Genomic DNA, 16,369 nt, shown 5'->3' on the forward strand with positions numbered 1-16,369 from the left:
TGCTAAAAAGCACCCTTCGGGGTGCTTTTTTTATGGCTGGAACTCAACCAGAAGCGGATTGTGATCCGAGGCTCGTGTCACTAATACTGAAGCATCAGCCAGAGTAAGGCCACGATAAAACACGAAATCGAGCGACTTGCCAAAAGCACGGCTGCGATTATCGGTACTAAACTCAACTTCTTCCAGACCCAAACCTTGGGCAAAACGCTGTAAAGCATTAACCCGTTGGCGACTCCATGCATTGAAATCTCCCGCTAAAATAACTGGGCCACGGTGCATCGCAATTTGTTCACCAATCGGCTCTAACTGTTTACTGTAAACATCAACACCCAGACTAAAATTCACTGCGTGAATGTTCACAACCATCAATAAGCGGCCATCATGAATAGGATAAACAGTAATTAACGCCGACTTAGACAAGCGCAGCAGCGGCTCCCGTTCTCTCAATGGGCAACAGTAGACTGGGTGGGTAGCCGCTAATGTCATCACGCCTGAGGGGTGTTGAGGCAATGCAAACGCAGGAACCTGATCAGCCGCCTGATAATGAGACGTAGCAAACCTCACCAACTCGGGTGTTGTTTGTGCTTCTTGCAGTAGCATCAGTTGAGCATCACGTCCGAATTCTTTAAGTACAGATAGCCATTGCGCCCGCTGCTGCTTAAAGATATTCCACACCATTACACGCAGAAATTCAGTTGTCGGCAATGGTGCGCCTGGCGGTAACCCTTGCCCCAATTGTTTAGCAGAGCCTGGGAAAATCTGTTCAACCGGTTGACCTGCAACATACCGCATTGCATATGTTCGTTTCGGCACTTTAATGGCCTATTCCTTATCCGAAATCACTCTGGTTTGTAAGATAACCGCAGTTGGTAGTTCACTGATTATACGCTCAGATGTTCCGGTCAGTAATGTCTTTTGCCCATGTTGTCTTTTTGATATTGGGATACTCAGGGATAGATTCAATCTATGTTATTCATAATGCACTAATAAGGCCTCTATGAACAAAAAAGCCCGCAATCTATATGCGGGCTGAAAACGAAAATCTGAAAGTGGCGTTAGCTGATAACCACCTGATTTGAGCATTTCTTATCCAGCTTGCCACTTAACCTCACCAAGAGTAATGCAGCAACAACGATTATTCCGCCAATCCATGGGGTCTGGGCTAAACCCACGCGAGTCACTGCCTGCCCCCCAAGAATTGACCCTAAGGCAATTCCTACGTTAAATGCTGCAATATTCAAACCAGAGGCGACATCAACAGCATGTGGTGTATATTCCTCCGCCTTTTGCACCACATAAACCTGTAAACCTGGGACATTGCCAAAGGCAAAAACCCCCATAATCAGTAATGTAATCAATGCCGCGATACTGTGGTTGGCACTGAACTGGAAAACAAATAACAGACCGGCCAATGCAGTAAAGATAAAGCTCAAAGCAGGCACTGCACCATGGCGATCAGCCAGTTTCCCCCCCCAAATATTACCAATCGCAACAGATATTCCGTATGCCAGCAAAATCCAGCTTACCGCAGCAGCCGAAAACCCCGCCAACTCTTGCATGACGGGAGCTAAGAAAGTAAACATGGTAAAGAAACCGCCATATCCTAATGCAGTAATACCGTAAATCAGCAATAAACGTGGGTGAGTGAGTACCTGCAATTGCTGCTTGATACTGGCTGAAGCTTTATTGGAAATATTATTTGGCACCAGAATAGCACTGGTAATAATGGCAACAACGCCAATCAATGACACCGCGAGGAACGTTTCCCGCCAGCCAAAATGCTGCCCAATAAATGTCCCTAATGGAACACCTGTCACCAGCGCCACTGTCAAGCCACCAAACATAATGGCAATAGCTGAAGCCGCTTTCTCTTTAGGTACCAGGCTGGTTGCGATAGTTGAGCCGATTGAGAAAAAGACCCCGTGCGCCAAACCGGTTAATAGGCGGGCGACAACTAATGATTCATAACTTGGTGATTGCCACGCTAATAAGTTACCTAACGTGAACAATACCATGAGACCAATCAATAGCACTTTTCGAGGGATTCGCCCTGTTAATGCAGTCAGCACCGGAGCACCAATAGCTACCCCCAATGCATAAATTGAAACTAATAACCCCGCCGACGGGACAGAAACCCCCAGTTGTTCGGCGATCGTCGGTACCAGCCCGACAATAACAAACTCAGTGGTACCAATAGCAAATGCACTGATGGTTAGTGCCAGTAAAGCGAGTGGCATTATCAACTCCAGAAAACAGTGATGGAAAACAGCTCAATTTGATAGCGGCTATTATGGGCCTATGTTTAAATGACAAAAATGATCAAAATATCAAAATATTTTTGCTGGAGTGGCAACAATGAAAGCAAACTCAGATGAACTGATTACCTTTGTTACTGTGGTGGAATGTGGCAGTTTCAGCCGTGCGGCAGAACAACTCGAACAAGCAAATTCGGTAGTGAGCCGAACAGTAAAGAAGCTTGAGAATAAGTTGGGTGTCACTTTGCTCAATCGCACCACGCGGCAGATCAGTCTGACTCAGGAAGGTGAGCACTATTTTAGGCGGGTACAAAATATTTTGCGGGAAATGGCGACGGCAGAAAATGAACTTATGGATAATCAATTGAATCCTAAAGGGTTACTCCGTATTGACGCCGCTACCCCAGTGGTACTACATATTATCGCGCCATTGATGGCTGAGTTTCGTCAGCGCTACCCTTTGGTGACTTTATCGCTGGTGTCGTCTGAAACATTCATCAATCTTATCGAGCGAAAAGTGGATATCGCAATCAGAGTGGGGACGTTACAAGATTCAACGTTGCGAGCCAGAAAACTGATGACCAGTTATCGCCATATTCTCGCCTCACCAGCCTACTTGAAGCAATATGGCACGCCGCAAACTGCCGCAGATTTAGAGCATCATTTATGTTTGGGATTTAATGATTTACCCACATTAAATCGCTGGCCTCTGGCAGGTGCTGATGGGCAACTTTATGAGATTAAGTCAGATCTGGCATCCAATAATGGAGAGACGCAGCGCCGCCTGTGCCTTGAAGGTAATGGTATTGCCTGCCTGTCAGATTTTATGATCCAGCAGGATCTGCAACGTGGGGATTTGGTAGCGATACTACGAGAACACACTTTGCCCGTCGCAATGCCGATTAATGCTGTGTATTACAGTGACCAGGCTGTCAGCAATCGGCTGCGCTGTTTTATTGATTTTATCAATGAACGTCTAATATCGACGAATCCGACAAAATAGAAACCACCTCCGGTGGGGGTGATTGAGGTTAATGACAAAGTGCCCGTAACGGTGAAAACAGGCAGATCGTAAAGACGCCGTACTTTCTTTGTTAAAACAAGCATCCCTGATGGCTCGAACCGTGCCATCCGTGGCGCGGACGCTTTACTCTTCTACCTGCCTTCACCTTGCAAGATCGTGTCGTTGGGTTTTGTAAGCAGTCTGAACCACCTCAAGCGAGACAGCTTCGTCAGTACTTAATCTAAAGTTAATCCCACTTTGGTGCTAAACCATCAGGGCTTACCAGCCGTTCGTCACGATCTAGCGTGGCGATCAGCGCCATATCTTCTGCGCTCAGCTGTAAATCCTGAGCCAACAGATTGCTGGCCAAATTAGCCACTTTGGTTGATGAAGGAATAACACTGTAATCCAATTGCATCGCCCAGCTTAAAATGACCTGTGCAGGTGTCGCACCGTGCTGCTCTGCAATTTTCTTGATAACTGGCTCTTCTAATGCCTTGCCATAAGCCAGCGTCATATAAGAAGTGATAGCAATACCATTTTGCTGGGCAAACTCAACAACCTTGCGGTTTTGCAGCAATGGAGACAACTCGATTTGGTTCGTCGCTATGGCCTTGGTGCCTACCGCAGCTATAGCCTGCTTCATTAAATCAATAGTGAAGTTAGAGATACCAATCTGACGGGTTAATCCCAACTCTTTGGCTTTCATCAACTCAGCCATAAATTCAGCAACAGGCACTTCATCATTTGGCGATGGCCAGTGAATTAATGTCAGATCCACATACTCGGTTTTCAGCTTCTGCAAACTCTCTTGCAGGCTGGGAATTAATTTCCCTTGCGCTAAATTCGCTATCCAGATCTTAGTGGTGATGAATAGTTCGTCACGTTTAACACCGCTTTCTGCGATAGCCTGACCAACTGCGGCCTCATTTTCATATATCTGCGCTGTATCGATCGCACGATAGCCCAATGTTAATGCCTGGCTCACCGAATCAATAACAACTTGATCTTGGAGGCGAAAAGTTCCTAAACCGAATGCAGGTACGCTCATTGTAATTCCTCATTTTGAAGCGAGTTGATTTGTATCGTGGTTAATATGCTTTCGGGCAAAAAAACCATTGGTGTAAAAAGCTGGCAGCCACCGGGAAGCAAGTAACTCAGCTTCCCGGTGAAAATCTGAAGTGATTATGCCAAGAGTTTTATTGCCCAAAAATGCCACATTCAACACAATACTTTTGATAAAAAATCAACAATAAGGAAATTAATGATGACTATGGCCAGCGACGGATCACCAAAGACGTATTGATGCCACCAAAGGCAAAGTTATTGGTTTGGAAGAATTCAGTATCAATATAGCGCCCTTCCCCCATCAGATAATCCAGATCGCCGCAGGCAGGGTCTGGGTCTGTTAGATTAATGGTGGGGGCAAAGCGCCCAGCCCTCATCATTTCCAGACTCATCCAAGCTTCAAGAGCGCCGCAGGCTCCCAAGGTATGGCCGAAATAACTTTTCAGAGAGGAAATTGGCGTCCGATTACCAAAAACAGTAGCGGTAGCCTGACTTTCTGCAATATCCCCACGCTCAGTCGCCGTACCATGAGCACTGATATATCCGATATCAGCAGCCGCCAGCCCCGCACTCAGCAAGGCTTTTTCAATACAAACTTGCATGGTTTCTTTTTGCGGCTGAGTAATATGACTGGCATCGCAGTTAGTGTAAAAACCCATGATTTCACCATAAATAGTGGCACCACGTGCTTGTGCATGCTCCAATTCTTCCAAAATCAGAGTGCCGGCGCCTTCACCTATAACCAAACCATCGCGCTGACGATCAAAAGGTCTTGGCGATAACTTTGGCGAATCATTTAGCTGGCTGGTCGCAAACAATGTATCAAACACTGCCGCTTCAGAAGGGCACAGTTCCTCTGCCCCGCCCGCTACCATTACCTTTTGGTAACCATGACGAATAGCCTCATAGGCATACCCGATTGCCTGACTACCGGAAGTACAAGCACTTGAGGTAGGGATAACTCGCCCACGCAAGCCAAAAAACAACCCGGTATTGACCGCAGCGGTATGGGGCATCATTTGTACATAGGTCGTACCGGTAATGTTATTGGTATGCTTTTCAGTCAGCATGGTGGCAAATTCACTGACCGGCTTGGTGCTGCCCGTTGAGGAGCCGTAGGCAATTCCCGTATCACCATTGGTTAGCACGTCTTCCCCCATCAGCCCCGCTTGCTCCAACGCCAGCTCAGTCGCTCGGGTCGCCAACAGCGATACCCGCCCCATTGAGCGAATCCGCTTGCGGGTGTAGTGCTCCGGTGTTACGAAATCATTAATCGGCGCGCCTAAATGCGTATTCAGCCCCTGATATTCCTCCCACTGCGGCATATACTGCACCGCGTTTTCGCCCGCATAAATACGTGCCGAGATATCAGGCCAACTGTTACCAAAGGCGGTAACACCACTCATACCAGTAATCACAACTCGATTGGTGGCAACCATCCTGCTGCTCATACCATTCCTCCATTGATTGAAATCACCTGACGAGTAACGTACCCGGCAATATCTGACATCAGATAGCTGGCTAATCCAGCCACTTCTTCAGCCTCTCCCATCCGTTTAAGGGGGATCATGCGCATTGCTTCTTCCAGAGCTATTGGCTCCATATTGATCATGCCGGTATCAATCAATCCAGGGGCAATACAATTCACAGTAATTTTGCGTTTCGCCAACTCCAGAGCCAGAGCTTTGCAAGCCCCGATAACTCCGGCTTTAGCCGCACTGTAATTCACCTGGCCGCGATTCCCGACCACACCCGAAACTGAGGAAAGCGCAATAATTCGCCCGCCTTTACGTAAACCGATCATGGGCATCACACAGGGATGTAGGACGTTGTAGAAACTGTCCAGATTGGTATGAATAACACCATCCCAATCCTCTTCTGTTAGTGCAGGGAAAGCGCCATCGCGGGTGATACCGGCATTATTTACTACGCCGTAGTAGCCACCATAAGTCGCGATATCCTGCTCCAGAACATCTTTGCACTGTTGCCTGGCACTAATATCAAAACAAATTAAGCGCCCTTCACCACCAGCATCAATAATCTGCTCCAGAGTCGCCTCAGCACCAGCAACATCTCGGTGATAATGCACTACTACTAAAAAACCATCTGCTGCCAGACGAAGAGCAATAGCTCGCCCTATCCCTTTACTGGCCCCAGTGACTAAAACAGAACGCTTCATGCACCATTCCCCAATGTAAGTTTTTTTATTTCTTCGGCATCAGGCTGATAAGTATTTAACCTGCCGCAAGCGACCTGCTTTCCTGCAATGCTGATACTGCACTCAAAACTGCCAATTTTTTCATCTTGTAAGATTAAATGAACACAGACCTGAAGCTCACTGCCAGCTGGGAATACGGCAAGCTCACAACTAATGGCTCGCCCCCCCAACAACATCCCGATAGTCGGTGGCACTACTTGTTGCAAACCGTGCCAGCCACGCCAGACGCCAATAGTTTGCGCCATTAATTCGATAGCAAACCAGTTGGGTAGACAACCATGCGCATCAAGGAAGGGGGCGAGGACGCTATCTTGAGAAACAGTAACGCGACACTCGGCATTGCTCTCCTCTACAGCATAAACTTTATCTAACATCACCATAGGTGATTGGTGTGGTAAGTAGTACTCAGCAGAATGCATCATCTGCCAGCCCCTAATATCAAACACCCGTTGTTACCACCAAAAGCGAATGAGTTAGACAAAATAACCGGTGTCTTGAGCATTGCTGGCCCAGTGACCAAATTAATCTCGGCCAAAGTTGCATCCCGAGATCTTTGAGAAAAATCTTGTATTGGTAGCGGCAAGGAATGGCTTAGCATCAGCCAACTTAGTGCAGCCTCAGTTGCCCCTGCGGCTCCCAAAGTATGCCCGGTAAGATGCTTGGTTGAACTACAGGGTGTCTGATGACCAAATACCCGATTTACGACCTGTGCTTCAACCTGATCATTTAAGCGAGTCGCCGTACCATGCAGATTAATGTACCCGACACCAGCGGGCTGCAACCCGGCCTGAGTTAATGCCATTTTGATGGCCTGTTCCGCCCCGCGCCCTTCAGGATGAGGAGCAGACATATGCCAGGCATCCGAGGACTCCCCTACACCCAATAGTGCTACAGGGGAAGGTTCACGTGATAATAAGATTAATGCTGCCGCCTCACCAACATTGATCCCTTTACGTTCTGCAGCAAATGGAATACAGCGCTCAGCAGACAATGATTCAAGACTGTGAAAACCGTTGATGGGCATACGGCACAAGCTATCTGCACCACCAACTATCGCTGCATCGACCATTCCTGATTCTATCAGGCGCTTACCACTAATAATTGCCCGCACGCTGGAAGAACAAGCCGTGGAGACGGTATAACTCGGGCCAGTTAAACCTAAATAGCGAGTGAGGAAGATGCTGGGATCACCTAACTCTTGCTGTTGGTAATGGTATCCCGCAGGAAACTCACCAGAACCGGGTTGATATTCCCTGACCGCCTGTTCCCCTTCGAAAATACCGGAAGTGCTGGTTCCCATAATCACGGCAACTCGTGATGCACCATAGCGGGCGATACATGCGGTAATTTCAGGTTGAATTTGCAACAAGGCAGCCATCAATAGGCGGTTGTTACGGCTATTGTGTGGCGCGAGTTGTTCCGGTAATGGGGGTAACTCAGAATCAACCGATCCCAACCAAATAGGTGAATCATCCAAGAGCCAACCCGGCCGGGGGGCCATTCCAGGGGCCAGTCCGGCACAAAGGTTATCCTTCACCTCAGATAACGAATACCCCAGGGCATTGACCATCCCGACGGCGGAAAAATAGACCATCGTCGCTAGCCCTCCACATTTTGGATAGTAATACGATAGTGAAACACAAACTGCTCGATAGCTATTGGCTTACGGATACCGCCTGACATTTGGTAGCTAATCTCTGTCACTACCTGCCCCTTATCATCGTATAGCCTGCGTTTATCTCCCTCATCCACCAGCCGCCAATTTGCAGGTAATAACGCAAGCCATGATGCAACGGGCCAATAGCTCAACATAATATCGGCAAGAACCTGATTAGCAGGGGGTAATCCAACAATTTTTATTGTTTGTTCTAAATGAATCCCCTGCTTGTCATAAGCTACTTTAAACAAGCGGATACCCAGAGGGGACAGCCCAACCAAGGTTAAGCGCTGCCCATCTGCGTGGAGGAGCACTAATAATGACTGCTGTTTTCCCTGTGCTGTCGCAGTCAATAGCTGCTGCTGATCAATGGGCTCAGCTATCATCGGTTGTGGCAAATCTACCCTCACTCCTGGTCTAAGCCAGGCTTTAGGCTGCGTTTGGTCCGGTGAGCTTACACACCCCACAATCAACAACGCTAAAACGACTAGTATCCCACTCCGTTTATCGATCACGGACGCTCTCCTTTTGGCTTGGGTAGCGCTAAAGGCGCTAATAAAAAGGCGGTAAATACACCACTGCTCAGCACAATGCCAAAGCTACTGATGGCTTGGGTATGACTAAATACCAACATGCCAAAGGTCAATTGAGTGGTGAATACAGCCATAAAAATGGCAAACATTGATGTACTTGGCGTTCCACGAGGGTTGGTGAAGAACAAGGTATAATTGATGCCAATACCCAGCACCAATATCAATGCTAATAAAGAGAAGAGGTTCAATGAATGGCCTGTGAAAGAAAGCACTGCCAGCCCCATTCCCAATGACAGTATCGTGGGAATGACACAATACAAGCCTCGACTGAAGCCGAATCGCCAACAATAGACCACGGCAATAACAACCACCGCAATCAATAACAGCCATGATAAATAAGCACGATAAACAGAGAATAGCGTGTTGAATTCAGTTTTCCTGTCAACCCAGGTCACTCCTTGCACTGATTTGGCCAACTGCTGTAACGCGGCAGGATTAGTGACACCACTGACAGGAAGCAGCATTGCTGTTCGCCCATCCGGTAATGAGAGCCAAAGTAATCGCCACCCTTCGCTCACCACAGAGTCAAGCCATTGAGGGGGAGTCACCCACACTGTCGAGCTCCCCTCCGCAGGCAATTCAGGCAAAGAAACACTCATACCAGCCTGTTGCAGTTTTTCGATAATTGTTGGGGTTGTTTGCTTAAGCAGTGCAAGATTTTGTTGTTGTCTAAGTAGTGAAGGCAATGGCAATACCCGATAATTTTCAATCCATCCTGCTTTTTTAGCCTGTGACAGATAAGGAGAAAATTGCTCTAAGCGTTGTAACGCCTGTTCAGCATTATCACCATAAACAACAAACCATTTTTGGTCACTGTGTTGCCCTGTAAGTACAGCAATACGCTGTTCCTGCTGTTGGAAATCAGCCGGCATTGCCTGCAATTCACTGATGTCATCATTCACTTGCAATGTGGCTAACCCGATGATAGTAAAAATAATAATCAAGATAGGTAAACCCAGTCGCAGTACTCGATTACATTGCCAACTCTTTAACCACAGATGAATCAGTTTTAAGCTCGGTACTGGGCGAACCGGTAAACGTTTAGCTAATATCGGATACCAGCACATCACTGTGATACAAGCAGCGGTCAGTCCTGCGGAGGCAAAAACAGCCAATTGCTGTAATCCGGGGAAAGGTGCAATGAGTAAAATCAGATAAGCTATCACGGTGGTCAATAGTGCCATTGACAGTGCTGGGAACAGTTTCGTCAAACTCGCAAGCGGTGTCGTCTGACCGCCATGCGCCATACGGTCAGTCAAATAGTAAAGGGTATAATCCGCTGAAATACCGATGATACTGGCACTCAATACCAGAGTCATAACATGGACTTCGCCAAAGATAAGTAATGTGGCAACCGCTCCTGCTAATGCCCCGATGGTTATCGAGAGAAGGCATAAGCCCAGTGGCAATAATGATTTAAACATGAGAAGGATCAGCAGGAATACTCCAGCGACTGATATCAAACCAATGGTCGAAATATCACTTTCGGCCTGCTGACTGGCGTAATTACTGTAAAAAATAGAGCCTCGTTCCAACACTTCAGTGCCAGGCCAACGTTGCTGAAGTTGTTGCTTTAACTCAGCCAATAAATCAACAGTGCTGCGCGCACTGGCCATATCATAAGATGAAGCGCGTAATTCTCCGTGAATCAAATACCATTGGCGGCCATGACTATCTTTAGCCACCAGCCAGCCCTTATTTAAGCTTAATATGCCGCTATTTTGCTGTTGTGCAAGCTGTGAACCACGGACCAGCAGCAAGGGGTCATGCTTTAATTCTTTGCCACTCACCCCGGCAAATGCCGAATAAGTTTGCCCAAGTATCCATTGCGCTTGAGCATCACCGCCATGGCTTAAACGCAGACGGGTCGCATCATCCAGCAATACATTACGGTGCTGAAAGAAAAAAATACCCCATTCCTGTTGCCGCTGAGCAGTCATTTCACCACTGACTTGATGTAGCGCTGGCATTTTTTGTAACTGCTTTAACCACCAGTCCACCGGGGCTAGTGTGTCATTCTCAGAGCTGACCAACCATACTAATTGGCGATCAAGGCGTTGGTTAAACCCCTCAGTCAGCTCAGTTGGAACACCTGCCAGCTCTTGTTTCGGCAACAACGCCAGAACACTGCTATTAATCTGACTACGGGGGATTAACCAGAGCAATGTTGCCAGCAATAGCAGACAGACGAGTAACCAGCCGATAGCCAGTTTTCGATGGCAATCAGTGTGCAAAAAGCTGCTGTTCGGCATGGCTCAGTGTCTTAGGCTCAGTTAATTGGTTGAAAAAACGGATATGAGTTCCATCTCCCTGCATATCTTCTATATCAATCGTTTCCAGAAAATATTGACCATGCAACGTGATGGATTTAAATAACTTATCCAATGGTGTCGTTTTCGGAGTCAGTACTAATACCCAACGGTCTTGGCCACTATCGGTAAAGGTTAACGTAAAGTTTTGCTCCAGAACTGATGTATCAGCATGGAATAATGCAGTTAATAAATGATTAAACTGGAACATTTGAGGATTACTGTCCGCAGTAATTACTTGTGAAGGCTGGCCGTCGATGGTTTGCACCATCCGCTTGTCATCTAACAATAGCGTCAGAACAAAAGGTTTCTGCTGTGACCACCAAAGCCCTTTCTCACGAGAGATAAGTAGGCTACCGCTTGATTTCAAAGGTTTATCCATACCACTTATGCTGCGTTGCTGTTCAAATTCGGCACGCAGTACCGGTTGTTCCCCAAACCGCTGTTGCAGTGATGTCAGTGTCACTGCATGGGCTGTGAGACTTAAGCAAAGTAGTATGGTTGCCAGAATAGATTTCATAGAGTGATACCCATTTTCTCTAACAGCACCGCTGGCGAAACAAAATTCATTTCTTTTGTCGACGCCTTAACCGCGACCTGAATGGTATATCCCGTTGTCATACGCTTGCCGCTGGCGGCATCATAAATCTGGTAACCAATACGTAAGCGATTTTCATATTCTTCGATGGAAGCACAAATATGAATGCGCTGCTCAAATTCCAGCGGAGCAATGTATTTCACTCGCGTGTCTACTATCGGCCATACGTAGCCTGAAGCCTGCATCTCCCGATAGCCATAATCGATTTGATTCAATAATGCCTCTCGGGCAATTTCAAAATAACGGAAATAATTGCCGTGCCAGACTACCCCCATAGGATCGATATCATGGAAAGGGATGTTATGGACTATCCGGGTAGCAAAACGCGGGTCATCGGGTAAATTCATTTCACAAATTTCCTTGGTTTGGCTTCCCATCATTTAGATGCCAGAAGTCATAAAAATTAAACCAATCGAGTGGGGCTAATAGAGAGTAATGCTCCAAACGGGCAGCGTAGCTATCCACGGCATTTTGCAAAGCAGATTGCCGGGTCGCTCGCGGTAATATCAGCGGATCAGCGAAAGGCTCAAAATAAACATGTAATCTTGCCGAACGCTCCGAGCCAATAACACCTGACGCCACCATCGATTTCGCTTGTCTGGACAGTTTTAAACCAAACATTAAAAATACAGGGCAACGCAGTGCAGCAGCCAAAGCAAAAGGCCCGATAGGGAAAGGAGCGGGATGCCCTAAAAACGAGCTCCAAATGACCCTTGGTTGGTCGTCTCGCTGATAAGGACTAACAGAGGTACGATCCCCGACAATAGCCACCCATTCCCCTTCATCTAGCTTTTGACGCAATAAAATAGCTGTATCCGGCCCAATCGATGTAACCTGAATAAGGTTAATCAGGGCATGTGGATTAATTTCCTTCATCACCTGATTAAAACGAGCCGCATGGTGTGTGAAAACCAATGCATTGACCTTTACGCCAACAGATAACTCAGCCAAAGCACGACAAGACTCTATATCACCTAAATGGGATGCCAAAATGAGTAATCCTTGACCAGTGGCTATTTGTGCCTCACAGCACTGACGCCCTACCAAGACCACATCTTTGCCAACCACTAAATCCCCTTGCCAGCTAGCCAATTTATCTAGCATGGATTCACCAAATCGCATGAAATGCCGAAAGCTATTTAAGGATGTCGGTAAGGGATGATTTTGCTGTTTGGCGTAACTCACTAGCCGCTGTAAATAAAGAATCGAAGCTTTGCGTTGACGATGGCCAGTGAGCCACAAATAACTGATAACGGGGTATAGCATTAGATTGAAAGCCGTACGTCCCAGAATCTTGTAACTGCGTAGCATCAACCGCATGCCCCATAAGCCACTGCGTTCTTTAGTTTGAGACCAATGGTATTCGGGCTTTTGCAGATGACGCTTAAGTAAGGTAGGTATGCGCGGCAACATGCCAAAGAATAAACGAGTATGCATCCAGGAAATACGCAGATTGTCATGTAACGCATCAAAATGCGAAATACCATTTTCAGGATAAGTAACCTTTGTTGGTAAGAAGCGGCTTTCTGTACCCTGCCAATATAATTTGACCATCACTTCGGTATCAAAATCCATCCGTACACCCAATGAATTCTGGGCAGCTACAGCCAATGTTTCAGTGACTGGATAGACACGAAAACCGCACATACTGTCTTTTAGCGACAGAGATAATGTCTCAATCCATACCCAGAAGTGAGTGATATAGCGGCCATAAAGTCGCGCTTTCGGTACTGATTTATCGTAAATCGGTCGCCCTGAAATGAGGCAATGAGGATGTTTTTCCGCCTCAGCTAACATGATCGGAATATCTGACAAATGATGCTGGCCATCAGCATCGACTTGTAAGCCATGGCTATAGCCATATTTTTGTGCCACGGCCAATCCATTCAGTACCGCATTCCCCTTCCCTCTATTTTCAGGGTGTGTTACCAGCACAACCCAAGGATATTCCGCCGCCAAACGCGCCAGCTCGTTTGCAGTATCAGCATCACTACCATCATCGATTATCAGGCAAGGGAGTTGATATATAGCCAACTGCGATAATACTCCCGCCATGGTTCCACCATGATTGAAACAAGGTATCACCAGGCACGGTGCAAAAGGGGTTACTGACATAGGGAAATCTTTCCGCTGCTAGCCGTTATTTCCCCATGGATAAGGTATTTGAATATCAGCTTATGTTCCGTTCGCGCCCAATTAAGCACTAAGATCACTTGATCCTCTGGCATCAGTGGTCGCTGAAATTTTACGACATCAATACTCTTCACCGCAGGTAACTCGCCTAGTAACTGATTTGCGTAGTGCATAACCCAATTAATTTGTGCCACACCAGGCAGTATCGGACAATCGGGAAAATGACCACTAAACCAGTGTAATTCAGCAGGCAATACAAGACTGATATTTGCGCAGTGATTGCCTGTTATTGTTTGAGTGATAACAATAGGGAACATCATAAAAACAGCTCCTGTAGCAGCGCATAATCGCGTTTTCCTTGCAAATTAACAGGCATAACATCAATCACACGCAAACGACGGGGAAGAGAGACAGGTTCAAGCCAATTCCGTAAGCTGCTTCGCAAGTTTTGAGTAAAAGAACCCACTGTTGCAGTTGAAAGCTGCTCCTTGCCATAGTCCGTCAACACCACAACAGCAGCAATACTCACTCTTTCGTTTTGGGTTAAAACCAATACCGTTGCTTCGGCAATATCAGGAAGTGATGTTAGACGCTGTTCTATCTCCGTCAGCGAAACACGCTTCTCTTCTATTTTTACGATTCGATCTTGACGCCCTGCCAGGTAAAAACTTTGCCCATCATCTGATAGCTCAATAATATCGCTCATCGGCATCCCGGTTGATTCAGGTATCAAGGCAGAGTAAACAGTAAAAGTATTATCATTATTAATGGCTAGTGTTACCCCTGAGAAAAACTGCCACGGTTGCAGTTGCTCTAACTGTTGACGATAAGCAATCAGACCTGTTTCCGTCGCACCATAAATCTCTGTCGGCAGTACACCCAGGATTTTCAGAGTAGCTTGGGCATCATGGAAATTGAGCGGCCCGCCAGCAGAAAAGATCTGCTGACACTGTATCGGAGGTAATTTCGTATCTATGCGCTTTAAAAACGCGGGGCTACTAATAAATATTGGTGAAAATAACTCAGGTAGTTGATGTAGTTGTTCATGGTAACCAATCAACTCAGCCTGAAAAGGTATGCCTAGCGAGAGTGGTAAAAAGAGTCGAAAAGTCAGCCCATACAAATGTTGATGAGAAACCGAAGCGATAATTAATGGGTTGCTCTTTTTGTCAAAGTACTGCCCCCATTTTGCAGCCAACCAATGGCTTTCAATATCCAGACTAGCAATAGACTTGACCACGGCCTTAGGTGCACCAGTAGACCCTGAGGTGAAAAGAATTAAAGAAGCATCGGAAGGCCAATCAGGAAGTGGATGACAAATAATATCAACTGGGGCGTGGTCTGCCACCATTACAGTCGGGCAATTAAGATTCAGCAGTTGGTCAGTCAACATGCCATCAAACTGATGCAATTGTTCCTTAAGCACGGCCTCGCGCGCATGGCCGAAAATAATGGGTGTTTTTTTACAATATAGCGTGGCAAGTAATGCAATAGTAAACCAATAGCTATTTTCAAAACACAACGCCCAACGGCTTGTAGAGAAAATAGCCATTCTCTCCACAAGATAAGTAACATCACATCTTAGTTGGCGCAAAGTTACCTTTTTCGCCCCGCATAGGGTGATAATCAGGGCATCATCTCGAGAATGATCCAACCAATTAGCCATAGGCAAATTCACTACTGTTGAACCCTTTTCCTGATTATCCATTCCATACCCATCAAAGAACCAATAAATAAATAGCTCAAGCCACCGTTATATAAGGCCCATAAACGCATATCGCCGTACAAACAAGTTGCCAAAGCAATCGTGCCATTTACTGCAAAAAACACGCACCATATCTGAGTCACTTTTCGGGTATAAACCACACCTTGTGGTGACAATTCAGGCTCAGTCAATTTTGCCAATCTTTCAATTATGGGAGGGGGGCGAAACAAAGAGCAGGTAAAGAGCGTCAGTAAAAAGATATTGACTACTACAGGATAAAACAGCAACCACTGGGCTTTCCCTAAACCCCAACTTGCCAAAGATAGGACAACACCAGCAAGTGCAAGCACTTTACCTAGCCAGAGTTGTTGTTTAATTTTGCTGCGTACAACAAAGAGGCGCAATATAAACATCAATAGCAGTATCGGGGCTAATACATGTAATCCCCAGCGTTCCAAGCCAAACCAGACCGCCAGTGGGTAGGCTATAAATGCGATAACCGTAAAGACTTTAAGTAAAACAGTTAGGTGACCAATAAATAAATTACTCTGATTATCTGTCACCTGATTTCACCACTTATGGCTTGGCATTCAATAAATTATCGACTGCATCAACAATATCTTGAACAGTTCGAACTGATTTGAACATTTCCGGCATTATTTTTTTACCCGTAGCTTTCTGTAAATGCACAACCAGATCAACTGCGTCAATACTGTCCAACTCTAATTCTTCATATAACTTTGATTCTGGCTTGATATCAGACTCATTAATATCAAAAAGCTTCACCAGGAGCGATGTAACCTGCTGATAGATTTCTTTTTTTTCCATTA

General features: G+C 46.3%; 17 protein-coding genes. 1 reads left to right on the forward strand and 16 read right to left on the reverse strand.

Annotated elements, in window-relative coordinates; translation table 11 throughout:
• Positions 1-30: 30 nt before the first annotated feature.
• Positions 31-813 carry an endonuclease/exonuclease/phosphatase family protein gene (locus FGL26_RS10820; protein WP_138060236.1) on the reverse strand — a complete coding sequence of 261 codons (783 nt, stop codon included), beginning with the start codon at positions 811-813 and terminating at the stop codon, positions 31-33.
• A gap of 242 nt (positions 814-1,055) precedes the next feature.
• On the reverse strand, positions 1,056-2,237 hold the full coding sequence (locus FGL26_RS10825) for an MFS transporter (protein WP_005173076.1): 1,182 nt from the start codon (positions 2,235-2,237) through the stop codon (positions 1,056-1,058).
• 118 nt (positions 2,238-2,355) lie between these two features.
• Between FGL26_RS10825 and yafC the strand changes: the two genes are divergently transcribed.
• A complete protein-coding gene (gene yafC, locus FGL26_RS10830; RefSeq protein WP_032912813.1) occupies positions 2,356-3,258 on the forward strand; it encodes a DNA-binding transcriptional regulator YafC in 903 nt (300 codons plus the stop codon).
• 247 nt (positions 3,259-3,505) lie between these two features.
• Here yafC and dkgB read toward each other — a convergent pair whose 3' ends face one another.
• From dkgB to FGL26_RS10900, 14 genes are all read right to left on the reverse strand, one after another.
• A complete protein-coding gene (gene dkgB / locus FGL26_RS10835) occupies positions 3,506-4,309 on the reverse strand; it encodes a 2,5-didehydrogluconate reductase DkgB (RefSeq protein WP_032908630.1) in 804 nt (267 codons plus the stop codon).
• Between the two features lie 220 nt (positions 4,310-4,529).
• Entirely contained in the window at positions 4,530-5,765 is a 1,236-nt protein-coding gene (locus FGL26_RS10840; RefSeq protein WP_032903005.1) for a beta-ketoacyl-ACP synthase, read from the reverse strand.
• An 8-nt stretch (positions 5,766-5,773) separates the two neighbouring features.
• Positions 5,774-6,505: a 3-ketoacyl-ACP reductase FabG2 gene (locus tag FGL26_RS10845; protein WP_005173090.1), complete on the reverse strand. Its 732-nt coding sequence runs from the start codon at positions 6,503-6,505 to the stop codon at positions 5,774-5,776.
• Positions 6,502-6,966, reverse strand: coding sequence for a hotdog family protein (locus tag FGL26_RS10850; protein WP_005173092.1), 465 nt, complete (start codon positions 6,964-6,966; stop codon positions 6,502-6,504). The genes FGL26_RS10845 and FGL26_RS10850 overlap by 4 nt, the downstream gene beginning before the upstream one ends.
• Positions 6,963-8,138 (reverse strand): beta-ketoacyl-[acyl-carrier-protein] synthase family protein, encoded by a 1,176-nt coding sequence (locus FGL26_RS10855; protein ID WP_005173094.1) that lies wholly within the window; start codon positions 8,136-8,138, stop codon positions 6,963-6,965. The genes FGL26_RS10850 and FGL26_RS10855 overlap by 4 nt, the downstream gene beginning before the upstream one ends.
• 5 nt (positions 8,139-8,143) lie before the next feature.
• The gene (locus tag FGL26_RS10860) at positions 8,144-8,716 is read right to left on the reverse strand and encodes a DUF3261 domain-containing protein (RefSeq protein ID WP_005173096.1); all 573 of its coding nucleotides are present in this window, start codon (positions 8,714-8,716) and stop codon (positions 8,144-8,146) included.
• Complete coding sequence (locus FGL26_RS10865) at positions 8,713-11,046, reverse strand: MMPL family transporter (RefSeq protein ID WP_005173097.1); 2,334 nt, start codon at positions 11,044-11,046, stop codon at positions 8,713-8,715. Before FGL26_RS10865 ends, FGL26_RS10860 begins: the two co-directional genes overlap by 4 nt.
• Positions 11,018-11,623: a LolA family protein gene (locus FGL26_RS10870; protein WP_005173099.1), complete on the reverse strand. Its 606-nt coding sequence runs from the start codon at positions 11,621-11,623 to the stop codon at positions 11,018-11,020. Before FGL26_RS10870 ends, FGL26_RS10865 begins: the two co-directional genes overlap by 29 nt.
• Entirely contained in the window at positions 11,620-12,048 is a 429-nt protein-coding gene (locus FGL26_RS10875) for an acyl-CoA thioesterase (protein ID WP_005173101.1), read from the reverse strand. The genes FGL26_RS10870 and FGL26_RS10875 overlap by 4 nt, the downstream gene beginning before the upstream one ends.
• 1 nt (position 12,049) lies before the next feature.
• Positions 12,050-13,816, reverse strand: a complete 1,767-nt coding sequence (locus tag FGL26_RS10880; RefSeq protein ID WP_005173104.1) for a glycosyltransferase family 2 protein — start codon at positions 13,814-13,816, stop codon at positions 12,050-12,052.
• Positions 13,807-14,154 carry a dehydratase gene (locus FGL26_RS10885; protein ID WP_005173106.1) on the reverse strand — a complete coding sequence of 116 codons (348 nt, stop codon included), beginning with the start codon at positions 14,152-14,154 and terminating at the stop codon, positions 13,807-13,809. The genes FGL26_RS10880 and FGL26_RS10885 overlap by 10 nt, the downstream gene beginning before the upstream one ends.
• A complete protein-coding gene (locus FGL26_RS10890) occupies positions 14,151-15,542 on the reverse strand; it encodes an AMP-binding protein (RefSeq protein ID WP_032903000.1) in 1,392 nt (463 codons plus the stop codon). Before FGL26_RS10890 ends, FGL26_RS10885 begins: the two co-directional genes overlap by 4 nt.
• Positions 15,512-16,102 (reverse strand): COG4648 family protein, encoded by a 591-nt coding sequence (locus FGL26_RS10895; protein WP_005173113.1) that lies wholly within the window; start codon positions 16,100-16,102, stop codon positions 15,512-15,514. The genes FGL26_RS10890 and FGL26_RS10895 overlap by 31 nt, the downstream gene beginning before the upstream one ends.
• Before the next feature lie 13 nt (positions 16,103-16,115).
• Complete coding sequence (locus FGL26_RS10900) at positions 16,116-16,367, reverse strand: acyl carrier protein (protein ID WP_005173115.1); 252 nt, start codon at positions 16,365-16,367, stop codon at positions 16,116-16,118.
• Between the last annotated feature and the right edge of the window lie 2 nt (positions 16,368-16,369).

The sequence above is a fragment of the Yersinia enterocolitica subsp. enterocolitica genome (assembly GCF_901472495.1).
GTDB lineage: Bacteria > Pseudomonadota > Gammaproteobacteria > Enterobacterales > Enterobacteriaceae > Yersinia > Yersinia enterocolitica.

Bases quoted from the DNA above. Each gene is read 5' to 3' on its own strand.
- FGL26_RS10825 (WP_005173076.1), bottom strand. From the start codon at position 2,237: ATGCCACTCGCTTTACTGGCACTAACCATCAGTGCATTTGCTATTGGT.
- yafC (WP_032912813.1), top strand. From the start codon at position 2,356: ATGAAAGCAAACTCAGATGAACTGATTACCTTTGTTACTGTGGTGGAA.
- dkgB (WP_032908630.1), bottom strand. From the start codon at position 4,309: ATGAGCGTACCTGCATTCGGTTTAGGAACTTTTCGCCTCCAAGATCAA.
- FGL26_RS10840 (WP_032903005.1), bottom strand. From the start codon at position 5,765: ATGGTTGCCACCAATCGAGTTGTGATTACTGGTATGAGTGGTGTTACC.
- FGL26_RS10845 (WP_005173090.1), bottom strand. From the start codon at position 6,505: ATGAAGCGTTCTGTTTTAGTCACTGGGGCCAGTAAAGGGATAGGGCGA.
- FGL26_RS10850 (WP_005173092.1), bottom strand. From the start codon at position 6,966: ATGATGCATTCTGCTGAGTACTACTTACCACACCAATCACCTATGGTG.
- FGL26_RS10855 (WP_005173094.1), bottom strand. From the start codon at position 8,138: ATGGTCTATTTTTCCGCCGTCGGGATGGTCAATGCCCTGGGGTATTCG.
- FGL26_RS10865 (WP_005173097.1), bottom strand. From the start codon at position 11,046: ATGCCGAACAGCAGCTTTTTGCACACTGATTGCCATCGAAAACTGGCT.
- FGL26_RS10870 (WP_005173099.1), bottom strand. From the start codon at position 11,623: ATGAAATCTATTCTGGCAACCATACTACTTTGCTTAAGTCTCACAGCC.
- FGL26_RS10875 (WP_005173101.1), bottom strand. From the start codon at position 12,048: ATGAATTTACCCGATGACCCGCGTTTTGCTACCCGGATAGTCCATAAC.
- FGL26_RS10880 (WP_005173104.1), bottom strand. From the start codon at position 13,816: ATGTCAGTAACCCCTTTTGCACCGTGCCTGGTGATACCTTGTTTCAAT.
- FGL26_RS10885 (WP_005173106.1), bottom strand. From the start codon at position 14,154: ATGATGTTCCCTATTGTTATCACTCAAACAATAACAGGCAATCACTGC.
- FGL26_RS10890 (WP_032903000.1), bottom strand. From the start codon at position 15,542: ATGGATAATCAGGAAAAGGGTTCAACAGTAGTGAATTTGCCTATGGCT.
- FGL26_RS10900 (WP_005173115.1), bottom strand. From the start codon at position 16,367: ATGGAAAAAAAAGAAATCTATCAGCAGGTTACATCGCTCCTGGTGAAG.